This window comes from Gymnodinialimonas sp. (genome assembly GCF_059726805.1).
The window spans coordinates 976,572-994,947 of sequence record NZ_AP041059.1; the positions used below are offsets into that span (position 1 = coordinate 976,572).

The 18,376-nt window shown below is 59.9% G+C and carries 13 protein-coding genes and 1 tRNA gene; 6 read left to right on the forward strand and 8 right to left on the reverse strand.

From position 1 onward, the window contains the following. The first annotated feature begins 142 nt into the window (after positions 1–142). On the forward strand, positions 143–1,270 hold the full coding sequence (locus AC6I9R_RS04865; protein ID WP_461427700.1) for a hypothetical protein: 1,128 nt from the start codon (positions 143–145) through the stop codon (positions 1,268–1,270). 416 nt (positions 1,271–1,686) lie between these two features. On the opposite strand, the gene AC6I9R_RS04870 is transcribed toward AC6I9R_RS04865, so the two are convergent. Beyond that, positions 1,687–2,337 carry a hypothetical protein gene (locus AC6I9R_RS04870; protein ID WP_461427701.1) on the reverse strand — a complete coding sequence of 217 codons (651 nt, stop codon included), beginning with the start codon at positions 2,335–2,337 and terminating at the stop codon, positions 1,687–1,689. Positions 2,338–2,679: 342 nt separating this feature from the next. On the opposite strand from AC6I9R_RS04870, the gene AC6I9R_RS04875 reads away from it, so the two are divergent. Further along, positions 2,680–3,099 (forward strand): helix-turn-helix domain-containing protein, encoded by a 420-nt coding sequence (locus AC6I9R_RS04875; RefSeq protein ID WP_461427702.1) that lies wholly within the window; start codon positions 2,680–2,682, stop codon positions 3,097–3,099. A gap of 164 nt (positions 3,100–3,263) precedes the next feature. Then, a complete protein-coding gene (locus AC6I9R_RS04880) occupies positions 3,264–6,956 on the forward strand; it encodes an SIR2 family protein (protein WP_461427703.1) in 3,693 nt (1,230 codons plus the stop codon). A 206-nt stretch (positions 6,957–7,162) separates the two neighbouring features. On the opposite strand, the gene AC6I9R_RS04885 is transcribed toward AC6I9R_RS04880, so the two are convergent. The 4 genes from AC6I9R_RS04885 to AC6I9R_RS04900 form a co-directional block, all read right to left on the reverse strand. Next, a tRNA-Met gene (locus AC6I9R_RS04885) sits at positions 7,163–7,239 on the reverse strand. A gap of 74 nt (positions 7,240–7,313) precedes the next feature. Further along, on the reverse strand, positions 7,314–8,003 hold the full coding sequence (locus tag AC6I9R_RS04890; RefSeq protein WP_461427704.1) for a GntR family transcriptional regulator: 690 nt from the start codon (positions 8,001–8,003) through the stop codon (positions 7,314–7,316). 108 nt (positions 8,004–8,111) lie between these two features. After that, positions 8,112–10,034, reverse strand: coding sequence for an acetate--CoA ligase (gene acs / locus AC6I9R_RS04895; RefSeq protein ID WP_461427823.1), 1,923 nt, complete (start codon positions 10,032–10,034; stop codon positions 8,112–8,114). A gap of 310 nt (positions 10,035–10,344) precedes the next feature. Continuing rightward, on the reverse strand, positions 10,345–11,310 hold the full coding sequence (locus AC6I9R_RS04900) for an ester cyclase (RefSeq protein WP_461427705.1): 966 nt from the start codon (positions 11,308–11,310) through the stop codon (positions 10,345–10,347). 244 nt (positions 11,311–11,554) lie between these two features. Between AC6I9R_RS04900 and AC6I9R_RS04905 the strand changes: the two genes are divergently transcribed. The 3 genes from AC6I9R_RS04905 (at position 11,555) to AC6I9R_RS04915 (ending at position 15,214) form a co-directional block, all read left to right on the forward strand. Further along, positions 11,555–12,787, forward strand: coding sequence for an ABC transporter substrate-binding protein (locus tag AC6I9R_RS04905; protein WP_461427706.1), 1,233 nt, complete (start codon positions 11,555–11,557; stop codon positions 12,785–12,787). A gap of 150 nt (positions 12,788–12,937) precedes the next feature. Next, positions 12,938–13,966: a carbohydrate ABC transporter permease gene (locus AC6I9R_RS04910; protein WP_461427707.1), complete on the forward strand. Its 1,029-nt coding sequence runs from the start codon at positions 12,938–12,940 to the stop codon at positions 13,964–13,966. 87 nt (positions 13,967–14,053) lie between these two features. After that, positions 14,054–15,214, forward strand: coding sequence for a carbohydrate ABC transporter permease (locus AC6I9R_RS04915; protein ID WP_461427708.1), 1,161 nt, complete (start codon positions 14,054–14,056; stop codon positions 15,212–15,214). Positions 15,215–15,366: 152 nt separating this feature from the next. Here AC6I9R_RS04915 and AC6I9R_RS04920 read toward each other — a convergent pair whose 3' ends face one another. The 3 genes from AC6I9R_RS04920 to AC6I9R_RS04930 form a co-directional block, all read right to left on the reverse strand. Further along, positions 15,367–16,329 (reverse strand): LysR family transcriptional regulator, encoded by a 963-nt coding sequence (locus AC6I9R_RS04920; protein ID WP_461427709.1) that lies wholly within the window; start codon positions 16,327–16,329, stop codon positions 15,367–15,369. Positions 16,330–16,332: 3 nt separating this feature from the next. Continuing rightward, positions 16,333–17,034, reverse strand: a complete 702-nt coding sequence (locus AC6I9R_RS04925) for an Ldh family oxidoreductase (protein WP_461427710.1) — start codon at positions 17,032–17,034, stop codon at positions 16,333–16,335. 96 nt (positions 17,035–17,130) lie between these two features. Further along, entirely contained in the window at positions 17,131–18,069 is a 939-nt protein-coding gene (locus AC6I9R_RS04930) for a hydrogen peroxide-inducible genes activator (RefSeq protein WP_461427711.1), read from the reverse strand. Positions 18,070–18,376 lie beyond the last annotated feature (307 nt).

An 18,376-nucleotide genomic window follows, 5' to 3' on the forward strand; every position in this document is an offset into this window, starting at 1 on the left:
GGCTGATTTCTCACTTCGGCATCGATCTCACTATGTTCGTTTGGTTGAGCAAAAAAGATCATGAAAGGATCACAACATGGCGAGACTTACGACACGTAGACTCCGGGACAACATCGATACACGCAAAGTAGGCAGAACTGGGTTGGCAAACGACCAATGCTTAAAGCGAAAAATTCTGGAACGTGAATTCGAAGCAACCGGCAATGCTGCAATCGCATCGGTATTGCATCACCAAGCAAAAATGGTGGAACGCGAAAAAGACCAAAGGCAATACGCAACGCCCCGCAGAAAGACCAAACGCAGTGGAGACAAACCACGTCGTAGGGATTTCAAATCCCCTGAGGGCTTCAACGAATGTGGTGCCGTTAAGGGTAGATCATACGCCAGCAAAGCCGGAGCACGGATGGAGAGGAAGCAGAACGGCTTTCCCGACATTATGCGTCACCCAGCAACCATCAATAATATGATCGTGCCTCTAACCGGTGACGCAAAGGCCGCCACTGACAAATGTCGTTGCCTGATGCGTGACGCCTTCAAGAATCTGAGCGAAGGCGCACAGGTATCAGGAGCTTTTCAAATCGCAATGGAAAGTGCGGCCTATCTTGCAACCATCTTTCCACCATCAGAGCTTCCTGAATGTCTCGACCCGATCAACCGACCCGATGAGGTCTTTGCTCTGCTTCATTGGCATGGTGTGATCGCTGATCCATACCTGACCAAACAAGAGGTTCGTCAGGTTCTTTCTGACGCCTTCCCCGGCTGCCGTCGTATCTGCGTTTCAAAGGTGCAGCCGGAAAGAGTCAATAAGCAGGGGCAGATTACACACGGTGTCCAAGGTTATCTCGAATACGCCGCCATGAATAAGACCGAGGTCAAGTTTGATAAGCCCAATCAGAAGAAGGATGCGATCATCGGTTTTGCTATGCTTGGTAGCCAGTTGACCAAGAAGAACCGTTCCTTCTCCTTTGGGAAGTCATTGGCGGTTACGGGAATAGAAATCGATCCGGGACGTATCCTTGAACTGGAGCACATGGAACGCTTGCACGACATCAAGAAGAACTGGAAGAACCTATCCTTTGGTGAGAAGTTCATTCACCTGTGGTGCTCTGGTGCGTTCGTGATGCTCCGTAAGGGTCAAACCTGGCTTAAAGGTTGTGCTACCCTCGGTGATCGCTTCCGGGTTTTCCTGGCCCTAGTTAAGAAATGGTGCGACGACCCATCAGCGGAAAGCCCTTGTTTTTATGACTATGCTAAGGTCGTCCGAGAATAGTTGGGTTCAAACTAGTCCTCTGACCTAGCGTAATCGCTGTTGGCTCCATTTGCGCTGCTCGCAATGCGAAAAGTCCGATCTCGGATGCCGGAAAGAGGCCGAAACGCCCCAAGATGCCTACCGCAGATGCCGCAGCTTGGGCTGTGAACGGTAGAACTATGTCTGGCACGTCCGGTGCGAGGCGCGATGCTACACACCTCTACTTCACGCAATTCATGCTGGTCTTGCCATGTTAGATAGCCAGCAAAACCCGGTGGACAGCGATCTCAAGGGGATGAAATCTGAATTTCAGCGACCCTCAGATTTCGGATGAATAACCGGTCTGTCGGGTTGCCTGAGGAGCTTCCTGGGCGATAGAGGCCGAATTGAGGTTGGAAACTGCCCTGTTCACGAATAACCGTTGGGCCGCGATAGACCTACTCACCTCCGAAGTAGACAGTCATGGTCTGCTGGCCCGAAACCGTGGTCACATCGACGGCGATCTCTGTCCACCCTTGGGCAAATCTGTCTCTCGTCCACCCGGGCACAAGATAGTGAATGTATCTGCTTCGCAACGACGGTGACTCGATTGCTATGGCCCCATCGGGGTCCACGTTGATCATGATGAATGGGTAGCACGAACAATTTGGTGTTTGGTGCTGATGAACTTGGAAAAAGGTGGTGCGGCCTGCTGATGCCGCTTCGGGATCAAACCGGAATTCACCACTGATACGATATGAACGGCCTTCCTTTGGCAGTTGCCGTGAGTAAATCAAAGCACGCTCCCAATACGGAGCATTGTGGCGAGCCGTATCATCTCCTGGGCAAACGCCTACGTCGCCGTGTTGCAGGGTAATCGTATAGACACCTTGTCGCCGAACCGCGGACGACCTGTCGGGCACACCACAGCCGCTTCTGGCATCGATCTGGATGTTCCGTGCGGCATCGAATTGCACGGAACTGATAGCATCAGGATTGGATTGCCCGTGTGCAACTCCGACCCAAACCATTGCCATTACAAATAATGCGATCAGCACAGCATTGGACTGGGCGAGGAAGACTATTTGCTTGGGGAACACTTCGAGCAATTCCTTCGTGTCACTAGGTGGTTGCAGGGTTCGACGCAGTAGATACCAATTAAGTCATTTGGGGTGACCTGCCGGTCCGTTGCTTCGTATATTCGCTTCATCAGGGACCTGCGGGGCATAACGGACCTGTCTACGACCCTGCTGATCGTCGCAGTGGTCGTTCCGGTGCGACGGGCAAACTCACCCATCGATACCCCGTTATGTATCAGAAAATCATTGAGTTGCATAACGCGCATTTATTACGTTCTGCGTAATGATTCGCAAGAAAGCAATTTGGAATAGGCTGTTACGCCCTTACGTCCCGTGTAATAGTCCGAGCAATACGATGCTCGGGGCTAACAATTGCGACTACATCAGTTACTTCGAAAGGTGCGGGAGGACTGCGGGTTCTCCCAGGAACACGTCTCTGGTGAGCTTGGGATTACCGCTGCTTCGTTCTCTCGGATGGAAGCAGGCAAGTCGTCGATTACAACGCACCGTCTCAGCCAACTGGCGGCAATCTACGAGGTGTCTGCTGGTGCTTTGCTTGAGGGTTCCATCGTGAGGCTCCCGCACCGCATAGACCTGGAGCGACTGAAGCTCGTGATCACCGAGATCGAAAACACTATCGCTCGACTTGATGTCCGCCCGTCCGCTGAAAAAGTCGCCGACGCCATTGCCGAAGTTTATCAGTCGGAGACCGAGCACGTCTTTGATAACCCACGTGAAACCTTTGATCCGTCGCGGCACAGGCGGCTGATCGAACTGATCTTCAAGAAGTAATACAGGTTTGCTGTGTTCAGCCCGCAACTGCGTTTCCATTCCGACTGATTAAGCCCATGAGATTCCACCAAAATGGTCCAGTGATCCCGGATAACCTCTTAGAGAGGTGCGATGCTGGTCGGGTCGTATTCCTGTGCGGTGCGGGCGTTTCGTTGCCGTCAGGAATGCCGACCTTCATTGGACTGACGAGGTATGTAATCGACTTCTTCGATCCACCTAGCGACTCTGAAATCATGAGGGCGTTCCAGCCTTGGATTGATAATCCAACGGCCTCAAACATGCCGCTGGACCAAATCTTCAACTTGCTTCACCAAGAGTATGGCAGGGATGAGGTAAACTCACTGGTAACGGAAAGGCTAACTACAGGGGCTGATGCTGTCGATATCGGTCACCACCACGATTTGATCAAACGCATCTCTTCAAGCCCCAACGGCTTGCCTCAGGTTGTGACCACTAATTTTGATCTCCTGTTCGAGACTGGCGAAGATACTATTACACACGTGCCTCCAGCTTTTCCGGACCTAGCATTTGGGACTTCGATAGAAGGCATCACGTATCTTCACGGGCGTCTTGCGGAGGTTTCCGCACAGCATCATTCTTATGTGCTCAGCAGTGCGGAATTTGGACGGGCTTATCTGTCTGAGGCATGGGCAACCAACTTCATAAGAAATCTCCTTGATCGCTATACGGTCGTGCTAGTCGGCTACCAAGCCGAAGACCCTCCAATCAAATACCTTCTTCAAGGTTTGAACCACGACGGTCAGTATGATCCCTCGAAGCTATTCGCTTTTGATCGCGGCAGACCTGAGGATATCGAGGCTAAGTGGCGTGATCGTGGCGTGACCGCGATAGCATATGAAGATCACTCAAATCTTTGGGAGACAATCGAAGCGTGGGCTGATCGATCAACAGACCCAAGAGCCTGGCGTTCGTCTGTTATACAGCTTGGGCAACAAGACCCGAAAAGTTTGATGCCGTATCAGCGGGGGCAAGTTGCGCATGTGTTGCGGAGCGTTCCAGGTGCTAAAGCATTCGCCGAAGCAGAACCGCCGTCTAACCCGGAATGGCTTTGCGTCTTGGATGCTGGGATACGGTCCGCTGAAGAGGCCAAAGGCTATGGCGATAATGCTGAGGTCTTCGACCCGAAGCAAATGTATGGACTAGATGATGACCGACATGACCTTACTGACGAGGATTACAGGAACGGGATTACAAACGATCACTTGATGGTTTGGCGGTATGATGACGAGAACCCTGCGGACCAACATCGGCTTGGCGGTCGACAGCCTGAAGGCAGTGAAAGAGTCCCTCCGAGGCTTTGGCACCTCATTGTTTGGGTTGGGAAGAACATTCATGACCCCATAGTGGCGTGGTGGGCGTGTAGACAGCACGGTCTTCACCCACGATTGCTCAGCCACATCGAATGGCAAATGGCACAACGGGACGACCTTCACGAAAGTGCCAGGACTGCCCTGAACCTGATTGTTGAACATCACAAAGACCCAAGGAACCGACAGTGGGACGGTGACTGGTTTGACCTGCAAAAGAGAATTTCCAATGAAGGTTGGACCACCAGCGTTCTGCGGGACTTCCGCCGCGTATGTTCTCCACGGATCGCCATCAAGCGGCCTTACAGTCTTGGTGGCGTCAGACCGCCGAGCAAAGATTGGCCCGACCTAAGGCTGGAAGATATGGGTCGGTTCGAAGTTCAGTTCCTTGAAAGGCACAATGAAGAACTAGCGGTGCCTGACGATGCACTGCCTCGCGTGATCGACATTTTGGCAGATCAATTGTTGGCTGCGTCCGGTATGCTTTCGGACATCGGAGCTACCTATTTCATCACCCCAACTTGCTATCCTGGTCGAGAGGTAGACGGCAACGACCGCTATTCCGATGCTGCTGAGGCGATGGCGTTCTTCATTGAACTCTTCAATCGACTCCAAGTGTTGCATCCCGCACTAGCAAGAGGCCATGCTGGCACTTGGCCGTTTGCCGATAAGTTCTTCTTCAGAAAGCTGAGGCTTTTCGCACTTTCCAAGCCTGCTCTATTCAGTGCCGATGACGTTGCAGAGACTGTCCTTTCACTCGACGATGAGGTTTTCTGGGACACGGATGTATCACGCGAACTGCTGTTCCTTTTGGTGGATCGCTGGGCATCGTTTTCGCAAGCACAGCAAACGTTGATTGGGACGAAAATTCTGGAAGGCCCAGATCAAGAAGAGCACTGGTCAGCCGAAGATTACCCCAGGTTCAAGAGCGAACTCGTCGGTCGTTACGGACGTTACCTTGAGCTTCAAGGCTGTTCGTTAACATATGACCTCAGCGAGAAACTTGCGCGGGTTGTCTCAGGCATCGAGAACTGGAGCGACGGTTGGGCGACCTCTACCGTCACCGAACGCGGTTCCCACGTAGGCTGGGTTGGCACTGACGAAACCCCTGATGTGATAATGAACCTGCCTATCAATGAAATTGTTACCCGGGCAACTGCTGACCTTCAGCGCGACTTCGATAGCTTTACCGAGAAGCGGCCTTTCACTGGATTGGTGAAAACCAACCCGCGCAAGGCACTGTCTGCCCTTACCGTTGCCGCAAAGCGGAATGAATACCCGCAAGCCTTTTGGGCGGCTCTGATCGATCACATGCCAAGGGACATCGATCCTCGGCTTAGGCGGGTTTTCTTGCACCGGGTCAGCAGGCTGCCTCACAGGGTCGTTGCTGAACTCAGGCATTCTCTGGGCAGTTGGCTGGAGAAGGGTCTGGGCGAACTTCTTGAGTTCGATGACTGGCTTGGATGGTTTGTCTTTGATCATATTGCCAATGGGTTTTTTGCTTGGGGAAACGATGTGGCTGAAAGCGATCTTGGCGAAGTTCTCCGAGGTGGCAAGGCTGTTAAAAAATCTAGACGGACCGTTGGTCACGCTATCGTTGGGCCGGTAGGAATGATGGCCGCAGCACTATTGGACGTTGCCCTTAGCGAGCAGCAAGAAGCAGGATCGCTGGTTCCGGACAACATCAAGACCCGTCTTGAGCGGCTTTTCGCTGCCCCTGGCGAAGGGTCTGACCATACTACCTGCATAGTGATGCGGCAGCTTAACCGGTTGATGCAAATGGACCCCCATTGGACGGAAAAGCGACTTCTACCAATGCTGGTTTTCGAGCACCCAGCTTCAGAACCATCTTGGAACGGTTTTCTTCATGCCGGACGGAATCCCTCGTCTGCATTGGCCGAGCAATTGAAGCCGCTGCTGCTTACGGTCTTTCCTTGGGTGGAACAGCAGGCGTGGGATCGTGATCTATCCAAGGTCGCCGCGAATTGGCTCTGTTGGATGTGCATCTTTAGGCAAGACAAGCCAGACGGTCTCACCAAAAAAGAGATGAGAAACACTCTGCGTTCAATGTCCGACGAGACCCGCAACAGAGTTATCTTTTGGCTCGGAATGGTTGGTCAGAAAAACGATAATGGCTGGGCCGATCTGGTCACCCCGTTCATACGAGATGTTTGGCCCAGAGAACGTGCATTCCGAACATCTTCTTCCGTTGGGTCCTGGATCAGTATGTTGGATGATACTGGCGACAGCCTGCCAATGGTCTACGCGGAAGTGAAAAGGTTTCTTGTTCCCGTCGAGACCGACCGGCATCCATTTTACCGGTTCACACGTGCTCTCGAAGACCAAGAGCCACTGACAAAAAGGTTCCCAGAGACAACTCTAGACTTGGTGCATACTGTAACACCAACGGTGCTCACTCGCCCGCCATACGAGCTTCCAGATATTTTATCCATCATAGCGGAGGTCCAGCCGGAGATAGTATCTGATCATAGGTATCTGCGCCTCATCGATCTCGTGGAGCGAAGCTGACCTTGGTCAGGCTATTCGTCGTGTTTCCGAAGTCCCATCGGCCCAAGTCGGCAAAGCGAGGCCAAGTTTGCGTGCAGGAGAGTGATTTATGGCGGCCCGATTCCTCGGTTCTGGTGGGTGCAAATGTTCGACCAATGTTAGACCAAATCCCCTCGGCTTCTCTCGTAGCGACGACATGCTTATAAGCATCTGATTTTAGGGCATTTTGGTAGCGGAGGAGGGACTTGAACCCCCGACACGCGGATTATGATTCCGCTGCTCTAACCAACTGAGCTACTCCGCCATACCGAGGCGGTGGGTAAGACAGCCGGCGCGTTGCGTCAACACGAAAAAGAGCGCCGCGTCCCGGCGATATCTCTATTGGTGCACGAGGCGGGCGTCCGGCACGGCCACACGCAGGATTTGGCGGGCGATGACCTGGCCGTCGGCACCATAGGCGGCACTTCGCACGACCAGAAGGGCGGTGTGGCGCTCCACCGACAGGGCCACCGATTGCGACATATCGGTGATCTCGGCGCGCGCTTCGGCGGCCACGCGGGCGGGCGTGATGCCGTGGTGCTCCAGTAGGTCTGTCAAGACGACAGGCGCGTCCTCGTCCAGCTTGTCGATCAGGGCGACCGGCACGGCGACAGCTTCAAGCGCCGCGCGGCTGCCCTTGTGTTTCAGGGTGCGCTCCAAACTGGCGACGCGCTCTGCCCCCATGGCGTCGGCTTCCGACGGGGTGGCCCTGCGGGTGTCCGTGCGGCCCCGGAACGGGTCGAGCGCCATGGGCGCGCCGGCGCCGTCGAGCAGCACAGGGGACGGAGCGCTCGTCTGCGTCACCGTCGGGGTCTGCGTTGCCACGATCGTGCCGCGTCCCGGTTTGCGGTTCAGGTAGCCCATCCCCTCCAGGCTGATCAGTGCCCGGCGCATGGTGCCCTGGCTGACCTTGAACTCATCGGCCAGGCCGAACTCGTTGGGCAAACGGCGCCCCACTTCCCACTCACCTTTGGTGATGCGTGAGATCATGTCGGCTTCGACGATCTGGTAGAGAGGTTGGCGTGCCATAGGCGGGCTCCGGGATATGGTCCCTGACTTATGCCGCAGTGCAGCATTTTTCGCAACCCGTCCCCGCCCTTGTACGAAAGGCGGGGACGGCCAAAGGTCAGACAGGTGTTACACGTCGGCGCGATTGGCGATCAGGTCATCGACCACCGAGGGATCGGCCAGGGTCGAGGTATCGCCCAAGGCGCCATAGTCGTTCTCGGCGATCTTGCGCAGGATCCGGCGCATGATCTTGCCCGATCGCGTCTTGGGAAGACCCGGCGCCCATTGAATGACATCGGGCTTGGCAATCGGGCCAATCTCCTGGCGGACCCAGGCCTGCAACGTCGCGCGCAGCTCGTCCGAGGGTTCCTCGTCATTCATCAGCGTCACGTAGCAATAGATGCCCTGGCCCTTGACCGGGTGGGGGAAGCCCACAACGGCGGCCTCGGACACGGTCTCATGGGCGACAAGCGCGCTTTCGATCTCGGGCGTGCCCATGCGGTGGCCGGACACGTTGATCACGTCATCGACGCGGCCGGTGATCCAATACTCGCCATCGGCGTCGCGCTTACAGCCGTCGCCGCTAAAGTAGTAGCCCTTGTAGTCGCTGAAGTAGGTCTTCACGAACCGCTCGTGGTCGCCCCAAACGGTGCGCATCTGGCCCGGCCAGCTGTCGGCGATGACCAACACGCCCTCCACATCGTCGCCCTCGATCACTTCGCCGGAGGTCGGCTCCAACACCAGCGGCTTCACCCCGAAGAACGGCTTCTGGGCCGATCCGGGCTTCAAAGCATGGGCGCCGGGCAGGGGCGTCATCATGTGGCCGCCGGTTTCCGTTTGCCACCAGGTATCGACGATGGGGCATTTGCCCTTGCCGACGTTCTCATTGTACCAGTTCCAGGCCTCGGGGTTGATGTTCTCGCCCACGGTGCCGAGCAGTTTCAGCGAAGACAGGTCGTATTTCTCAACAAACGACGTGCCCTTGCCCATCAGCGCACGGATGGCCGTCGGAGCCGTATAGAACTGGTTCACCTTGTGCTTTTCGCAGACCTCCCAGAAGCGGCCCGCATCGGGGTAGGTGGGCACGCCCTCAAACATCAGCGTGGTGCCGCCGTTGGCCAGCGGGCCATAGACGATGTAGCTGTGGCCCGTCACCCAGCCGACGTCAGCGGTACACCAGAAGACATCACCTTCCTTGTAGTCGAAGGTATACTCGTGGGTCATCGAGGCATAGACGAGGTAGCCGCCGGTGGTGTGCACCACGCCCTTGGGCATGCCGGTCGAGCCCGAGGTATAAAGGATGAACAGGGGGTCCTCTGCGTTCATCTCTTCCGGCGGGCAATCGGCGGAGACGCCCTCGGCCAGCTCGTGATACCAGTGATCGCGGTCGTCGACCCAGGCCACCTGTCCGCCAGTGCGCTTGACCACAAGGCATTGCGTGCCGATCTGGTTGTGCAAAAGTGCCTTGTTGACGTTGTCCTTCAGCTCGGTGACGCGGCCCCCGCGGGGCGCACCGTCAGAGGTGACGACCAGCTTCGCCTCGGACCCGTTGATCCGCGCCGACAGCGCATCGGGCGAGAAGCCCGCAAAGACGATAGAATGCACCGCGCCGATCCGCGTGCAGGCCAGCATCGCATAGGCGGCCTCGGGGATCATCGGCATGTAAAGCACCACCCGGTCGCCGCGCGCTACGCCCAGGCCCTTGAGGACATTGGCGAATTTACTGACTTCCTGGTGCAGCTGGTTGTAGGTGATGTGCTGTGCGGGGTCGGTTGGCTCATCGGGCTCAAACAGGATTGCGGTCTGGTCGCCGCGCGTCGCCAGGTGGCGGTCGATGCAATTGGCGCTGACGTTCAGCGTGCCATCCTCGAACCATTTCACATGGACGTCGTCATGGGCGAAGGAGGTGTTCTTTACGGTCGTGTAAGGCTTGATCCAGTCGATCCGCTTGCCATGCTCGCCCCAGAACGCATCCGGATCGTTGATCGAGGCGGCGTACATGTCGTCATATGTTGCGGTGTCGATATGGGCGTCGGGCAGCAGCGGCGGCATCTGGTCATTTGGCACGTTTGTCTCTCCTAGAACGTGGGTCGAACGGCGCGTTTGGGGGCCGGTTCGGGTCGGACGGATTGGGGGGGCTGTGGGGACCAGCACTTGGGTGCAAGCGTCATGATGTCCCGGCAGTCGTTAAACAATTTGGCCCTCCCCCAACAGATGACGCAGGCGGCGGGGTGGCCCGCCGTGGCGTGATCTCTGTCGGCGCCAACATGGCAGGGAACGGACAATTTGCGAAACGTTTCTTAGTGACGCAGCCAATCAAGTCAGGCAGATTTACGACTGTGACGCCAAACTGTGAATTTCTTTACACCCGCTGTGCGCGCGCCGCTGCCCCGATCACATCCACCCCCATTTGATCCAGCAGATCGATGTAATCCAGCAGCACCCAGTTCTCGGCGATCAATCCCGCCTCGATCCGGTAGAAGTCCATCACCCGCAAGGTCAGCGCGCGGCCCGTGGCGGGCACGCCCAGGTAGGTATCGTGGTGCGTCATCGTCATCGAGGGCCAGCCCGACACGGCGGCATAGTTTCCGTCGCCCACCCGCGCATAGTGATTGCCGCCCTTGCGGTCCGGGAAGGCGCGCAGGAACTGGGACCTGTGATGATCCACAAAGCCCCGCCACGCCACGGTCGAACCGATGCCGCCGGGCCCGTGCCAGGCGAAATCCGGCGCCCAGGTGCCGCCCGCGCCGACCTGGCCGTCGGACCCGAAGCTTTCGGGGTCGTACACATGTAGCGCGGATAACATCGCCTCCACCACATCAAGCGAGGCCGCGCCATCCTCGCGGTTTGGCGGGCACAGGCCGTCCTGGGTCTGCGGGGCGGGAAACACGAGGGGGGCGCCGTAAGGGGCCTCGGCCAGGGGCCAGACGCCGGTCTGATGGATCAGATCCAACAGGTCCACGATCAACCGCGCCTCGGCGATCTGGCCGTTTTCAACCCGCCAGAACTCTCCGATGCGCAGGTAGACCAGCTTGTCCGTGGGCGGCACGCCCCACAAGGGCGCGGTGAACAGCCCGGTGATATGGGTGATCGATGTCACCCACTCGCCGCCATAGGCGCGGCGATTCTGCCCGCCGAAAACCATCAGGTCGCGCCGCCGCGCAGGCGCCAAAGCGGCCCGCAGGGGCGCGATCAACCCCGCCACGATCTGCTCGGGCCCCACAAGCGTGCCCACCGGGGCCGAGACCTCGATCCGTGCGTCTGCCGCAAAGCCCTTTGCCGCAAGCCCCTGTAAATCCTCAGCCTCTGCGCTGAATAAACTGGCCAAAAATGCTTGGATATTCGCCCGAGTATCGCCCATCACTGCCCTCGTCCGTATCGTGATCGGAAAAAGACTTGCCAGATCGCCAGAGGGGACACTAGCGTAATATTGCAAACCTATGCAAAATTCGCATGGTAGAGGTCAGAGCGGCCAACGCGCCGCATCTGGACGACTTAAAAACAACGGGCCCACGCGGGATGATCCTGCACCGGTCTGACAAAAACGAACGAAAACCAACGGGAGAGATCCGATGTTTGTTAAACGACTTGCCCTCGCGGGCGCAGTCTCGGTGGCGGCAACGGCGGCCTATGCTGATGGCCACGCCACCTGCGATTGGGAAAACACCACCGAGGTGACGATGCTGTCCGCCGCGTTCGAGGCCTGGATGGCTGTCGCAGACGGCATGGCCGCCTGCGGTAACTTCTCGCCCGAACTGGACCAGGAATTCCGCACCAAGCAGCCCGAAGGCTTCGCGGCATCCCCCTCGCTCTACCAGGTCGGTGGCGTGTCCAACGGCACCATCACACCGCTCCTGAACCAGGAAACCATCCGTCCGCTCGATGACCTGATCACGGCCCACGGCGACCACCTGACACCCAACCAGCTGATCCAGATCGACGGCCAGACCATGGCCGTGGCCATGATGGTCAACGTCCAGCACCTGATGTACCGCGAAGACATCCTGTCTGACCTCGGCATCGAGACGCCCACCACCTGGGAAGAAGTGCTCGCCGCCGCCGAGACGATCCAGGAAGCAGGCGTCGTCGACTACCCGCTGGGTGGCACGATGAAAGCCGGTTGGAACATCGCGCAGGAATTCGTCAACATGTTCGGCGGCTTCGGTGGCGATTTCGTCAACGACGACAACACGCCCGCCGTGAATGGTGAGGCGGGCCTGGCCGCGCTCGACATGATGATGCGCCTGACCGAGTACATGGACCCTGAATTCCTGGTCTCTGACTCCACCTACGTGCAGCAGCAGTTCCAGCAGGGCTCCATCGCGATGGCCAACCTCTGGGCGTCCCGTGGCGGTGCCATGGACGACGAAGCTGAAAGCCAGGTCGTGGGCCTCGTGGCCTCTGCCGCGGCACCACTGGCCATGGAAGGCGGCGCACCGGCCACCACGCTGTGGTGGGACGGCATCGTGATCGCGGCCAACATCTCCGATGAAGAGGCCGACAACGCCTTCCGTCTGGCGATGGAAGGCCTCGATTCTGAGACCGTCGCAGGCTCGCCCGACGCGGCGATCTGGCTGATCGAAGGGTATGAGCCCAACGACATGGCCGCAGGCGCCATCGCGTCGGCCACGGCCAACCCGGCACCGCCCGCATACCCCTCCACCACGCAGATGGGTCTGATGCACACGGCTCTGGGCTCCGAGCTGCCTGCCTTCTTCACCGGCGACGTGACCGCAGAAGAAGCGCTGGCCGCAGTCGAGGCAGCCTATACGGTCGCCGCACAGGAAGCGGGCCTGCTGGAGTAATCAGCACCGACGGCGCGGCTCCCCCCTCGGGGGGTCTCCGCCACCCTCGGCGCGGAACCTCTGCCCTGGCAGAGTGACCCAACCGCCAAAAAATCCTGCCGGGGCCGCCATCGCACAGGCCCCGGCACCACCAGACAGGGGACCCCAACCATGAAGTTCAAGACATTCATCTGGTTCGTCGGACCATCCCTGTTCCTTATGCTGCTGTTCATCGCAGCCCCCCTGACATCCGTGTTCCTCGGCTCGTTCCAGGTCACCCAGCCGGTGGTGCAACAGGTCGAGGTCGAGACGTGCTCGGCCGGTTTCCTGGCGCAGACCTGCACCACGGATCTGCAAACCATTCCCGTCATCGACGATGAGACCGGCGAAATCGTCACCACGACCGAGTGGGTCGGCTTCCTGTCCTACGAGCGCGTGCTGGAACCCGCCCGCGCCTGGGAGGCGATCAAGGCGTTGGATTACAGCGCGCTGATGCAGATCGATTTCTGGTCGGCCCTGCGCTTCACCCTGATGTTCACCCTCGTGACGCTGCCCCTGGTGATCGGCGTCGGCCTGGCCATCGCGCTGGCGGTCAATAACGCGGCCAAATCGATCCGTGGCCCGATCATCTTCATCTCGCTTCTGCCCTTCATCATCACGCCGGTCATCGGCTCACTCTCGATCTACTGGCTCTTTGTCGGCGACGGCATCCTGACCCGCGGGATCGAGGCTTGGCTGGAACGCGACATCGCCATGTTCGCCCAGGGCTGGACGATCGAGCTTCTGATGCTGTTCTACCGCGTCTGGCACGTCGCGCCCTTCGCCTTCGTGATCTTCTACGCGGGCCTGCAAACGGTGAACCAGGACACGCTGGAGAGCGCGATCATCGACGGCGCCTCGCGCTGGGACCGCCTGAAATACGTGATCGTGCCGCATCTGATGCCGCTCATCGTGTTCATCGCGCTGATCCACCTGATGGATGCTTACCGCGTGTTCGACGAGATCGTCGGCTTCCGCGCCGAGGCCCATGTCACCTCGCTCCAGTATCTGACGTTCGAGTTCCTGCGCCCCGATGACGCCGGCAACCGGGCCTTCAGCCGCGCCTCCGCATCGTCAATGCTGACGATGGTGGGGATCGTGATCCTGCTGATCCCACTCTTGCGCCGCACCTGGCGTGATCACAAAGGGAGCTCGCACTAAAATTTTGTTTGTCAATAGCTTAGGTGCCTGCTCAAGCTTGAGCACCCCCCAAACCACCCAGGTGAGCACCTCGATCAGGAGCCAATCATGAGCGACACACCCCGCGCCATGCGCCAACCCTTGGGCCTGAAACTCGGCTCGGCTGCTTTCCTCGCCTTCTGGTGCATTCTGGCGGCCTTTCCCATCGTCTGGATCACCTTGATGAGCTTCAAGTCGCCGGTGGACGCCTTCGCGGCCAACCCCTTCGACGTGATCCTCGGCCCGGTGACCCGGGACCGGGGCAACGGCCTATCCTTTCTGGACCTGATCTTCGGCATCGTGGTGCTGTTCTTCACGATCAAACTGGCCTTCTCCTGGCTGCCGGGCCGCGTCCAGGCGTGGAGCCCCAAGGGCCAGGTCTGGGCCGGGTGGATCATCGGCGTGATGGCCTACGCCGTGGCCTTCATCTTCGCCTTCTTCCTGATCCTGCCCCTGATCCTGGGCGTGCTGAACCCGATCCTCGGCCCCCTCGGCACGCCGATCATCGGCCTCACGACCGAGCACTACCAGACGATCTGGGTAGAGCGTGGGTTCTACAACAACTTCATCAACTCGCTGATTGTGACCGGCGGCACGGTGACCATCTCGCTCACCGTCGGCACGCTCGCAGGCTACGGCCTCGCGCGCTCCGGCTCCAACATCGCCTTCTGGCTGCTGATCATGGCGCTGGTCTTCCGCGCGCTGCCGCACTCGGTCCTTCTGGCGGGCTACCTGCCGGTCTTCGTGAACTCCGCCGAAATCCTGAGCCCGATCCTGGGCGAGAACGCCCCCACGCTCTACGGCCAGCCCCTCGCGGTGATCGCCGTGCTGGTGTCGATCAACCAGCCCTTCACCATCTGGATGCTGCGCAGCTTCTTCCAGAATATCCCCAATGAACTGGACGAGGCCGCCCGCGTCGATGGCTGCACCCACTTCCAGGCGTTCCGCTGGGTGATCATGCCGGTCATGTGGCCGGGCGTGATCACCACGGGCCTGTTCTCGTTCCTTTTGGCCTACAACGACTACCTGATCACCGCGCTGCTGCTGGACGGCACGAACCAGACGATGGTTCCCGCCATCGCGGGCTTCTTCAACCGCGAGACCACGACAACCGACCAGGTCGTCGCCGTGGCCGCCGCCGTATCCATCATCGCGCCGCTCTTCCTGCTGGTCATGGTGTTCCAGCGCCAGATTGTCAGCGGCCTCACGGCCGGCGCGGTCAAGGGCTGACGCCCTTTCCCCCGGGCAGCCCCTCCTCGCTTCGCTCCTCGCAGCTGCGCCGAGTGGGGGCTCCTTCATCTTGCCAGAAAAACTCTCAGGGGGGTCCGGGGGGATGAAATCCCCCCGCGCGGTCGACCCAGCGCAAGCTGGGGCGAAATCCCTCAGAGCACCCGGAAGCGGTTTCCGAGCCAGGGCATCCGTTCCAGCCCCGGGTCCGCGAAATGCACGCCGATCAACTCTCGGGCCAGTTCTGCGATTTGCTCCGGGATGCCGCCTGACCAATCCGACGTCGCATAAAGCACGATCTGTCGGGACATCACGCCGCCGGGCAGGGGATGGGCCTCGATCCCGCCCGCGAAGCGCCCGGCGCGGGCCAGGGACAGGGCGGTCGTGACGGTCCAGCCGGTGCCCGCCGCCACAAGGGCCGAGATCGACTGGTTCGAATCCATCTCGAACCGACGCGGCGGGGGCGTGCCCGCGCGCTCCAGATAAGCCTCGATCTGCTGACCCATGACCTGATCGAGATCCCGGCGCAGGAACGGCAGATCGGCAAGGGCCGCGAGGCCCCGCGCCACATCCGTGCCCTTGGGCACGGCGAGGATATAGGGATCCTCCAGGAGCGGCAGGGCGACCGTGTCCCTCGGCTCGGCATCACCTGCAGCGCAGATCACCATGTCTAGCTCTCGCGCGGCGATGCGGGCCTGCAGGATATGGCTGGCGCCGGTCTGCAGTACGAAGGCGCATTGGCTCATCGCCTCTGCCAGGCGCGTGGTCAGAAGCGGCGTCACCTCATTCTCGAAATCCTCGATCACCCCCAGCGACAGGGACGCCAGATCGCTCAGGTCCAGGGCCTTCAGGTCCCGTTGCCCGGCGCGCAGGGCGCGCAGCGCCTCTTTGGCCTGGACCAGAAACAGCCGCCCCGCAGGCGTCACGACCATGGGGCGGCGCGAAGCGTCCACGAGGTCCACCCCCAAGGCCGCCGACAGGTTCTTCATTTGCTGCGACACCGCAGGCGCGCTCATGCCGAGTTCAACTGCCGTCGCAGCGACAGAACCCGTGCGCGCCAAGGTCTCGAACACTTCGAGACCGCGCAGTGTCAATCCCTTCAAAAGTGCGGTGGACATGGCTCAGGCGTTCACGATCTGCGCCAGCAATTCCGGCGCAAGGGCAATGCCCCGGGCCTCGGGCGCGGCGCTCATGTCGGGCAGATGCGCCATCAGTTCTTCGGCGGCCGTGGCCTTGGGGTCAAGGACCGTCAGCCAACTCGATTCCCGCACTGCCCCGCCCATGGGCGAGTCCGTTGCAGGCGGGGCCACGGCCATCAGGGCCGACAGCATCGTCTGCGCGCCCGTGTCCAACGCGATGACCTGCCGTTCCATCGGGCGGATGGCGAAAGCCTTCCCGTGGGTCCGCACGCAGACCGCCGCAAGACCGGACGCGGCCACCTCGACCATTGCGCCTGCCATGGCGCCGGGGTCACTGGCGCGGGTCATATGCACCATCGCCATGCCTTGCGCCTGGGCCGCCTCGATCACGGCGGGCAGGGCCTGGGACATGGCCGCCGCGGCGAAACCATGGCCCGCGTCCACAGCGACAACGGCGGGCGCGGGGGCCGTCACCGTGACGTGGGCGTCGGGATAAAGACGCCCGTAACGGATCAGCCGAATGTCGCGCAATAATGCCTCGAAACCGCTTTCCGGGTCTCCGGCTGCTTCCGACAGGGCAACGTCGCGGGCGACAGTCTGGGCGGTGGTGTCCCCCACGCCAGCGCGTGTGAGGCAGTCGCGGGCCAACATTTCAAGGTCGGAGAGGTCATAGGTATCTTCCATGACGATAGTTTTTCCCGCGCGACCGCAGAACGTCAATGGGCACGGCGACTTGGCCTCCGTCCCGGCGAAGGCCCGCAGGGCGTCCGCAATCCGCCGCTATCCCTCCAGAACCAACTCCGGGAAGCGCCGCGCCGTGTCGCGGATCGCCCCTGCCAACCGCTCGAACGCGGGCGCGGCCCCAGACGAGGACCGCCACACCAACCCGATGGAGCGCGAGAAGCGCCGCCCCCGGAACGGACGCACCACCACGTCATCGGCGCGCCCCTCGATCTCGGATCGGACGTAAAGCGCCGGCAGGAACGTCAGCCCCATGTCCAGGGCCACCATCTGGCGCAGCGCATCGAGCGATGTCCCCTCGTAATCGCGCGACATCTGCGCGCCGGTCTCGACGCAAAGCGCGCTGATCTGGTCGTGCAGCGCGTAGGCGGGCGACAGCGACAGGATCGACTGATCCTCCAACTCGGGCCCTTCGATGTTGTCCTTCTCGGTCAGCGCATGATCGACGGGCATCGCCAGCCCCAAAGGCTCTCGGAACAGACGCACCGAAGTCAGCCGCGCGCCTTGCACCGGCAGTTGCGTCAGGATCAGGTCGTGGGTGCCGTCGTTCAGCTCTCGCACCAGGTTTCGCGGCGCATTCTCGCGGATATAAAGGCGCAGATCGGGGTGAGAGCGGTGCAGATCCCCCACCACATGGGGCATCAGGTAGGGCCCCAGAGTGGTGGAGGTGCCCATCCGCAGCGTGCCGCCCAGGCCCGATTGCAATGTGGCCGATAGGTCGAGAATGCCTTGCCCGGCATCCAGGATTTCGCGCGCGCGGCGCGTCACTTCGCGCCCGGCCTGCGTCAGCCGCACCGGGCCGCGTCCACGCTCAACCAGGGTCAGCCCCAGAACGTCTTCCAGGGATTTGATCTGCACGGAGAGCGAAGGTTGCGAGATCCCGCAGGCTTCTGCGGCCTCGCGGAAATGGCGGGTGTCTTCCAGGGCCGCGAGGTAGCGCAGCTGCCGCAAGGTGAAGGGGAGAGAAGTGTTGTGCACGGCTGTATAGCTTTTTCCAATGGGTATTTCATGTTCGGTTGGGTTGGAACTATGTCGAAACTCGGCTAACTCAACATCACCAAGATAAAAATCTGATCCGAGGCCGGCACGCGCCAACGATCGGACGTGGCCCTGCGGTGCTGGTGGTTGTCCCTTCCAGTGCTCACAAACGACGCAGGACCACATCTTCGGATAGTCCGTGGGCGGCTCCTGCCGTCAGCTGCTCACGGGCTGTCCGAGCGATCCTTCCCGGCAGAAATAGGTGCGATCGCCCCCATGGCCATGCACGCCATGTCGCAGGGCGCAG

Coding starts and splice junctions, on each gene's coding strand:
- AC6I9R_RS04890 (WP_461427704.1), bottom strand. CDS start 8,003: ATGGCACGCCAACCTCTCTACCAGATCGTCGAAGCCGACATGATCTCA.
- AC6I9R_RS04925 (WP_461427710.1), bottom strand. CDS start 17,034: ATGGAAGATACCTATGACCTCTCCGACCTTGAAATGTTGGCCCGCGAC.
- AC6I9R_RS04915 (WP_461427708.1), top strand. CDS start 14,054: ATGAGCGACACACCCCGCGCCATGCGCCAACCCTTGGGCCTGAAACTC.
- AC6I9R_RS04910 (WP_461427707.1), top strand. CDS start 12,938: ATGAAGTTCAAGACATTCATCTGGTTCGTCGGACCATCCCTGTTCCTT.
- AC6I9R_RS04880 (WP_461427703.1), top strand. CDS start 3,264: ATGCCGACCTTCATTGGACTGACGAGGTATGTAATCGACTTCTTCGAT.
- AC6I9R_RS04920 (WP_461427709.1), bottom strand. CDS start 16,329: ATGTCCACCGCACTTTTGAAGGGATTGACACTGCGCGGTCTCGAAGTG.
- acs (WP_461427823.1), bottom strand. CDS start 10,034: ATGCCGCCGCTGCTGCCCGACGCCCATATCGACACCGCAACATATGAC.
- AC6I9R_RS04905 (WP_461427706.1), top strand. CDS start 11,555: ATGTTTGTTAAACGACTTGCCCTCGCGGGCGCAGTCTCGGTGGCGGCA.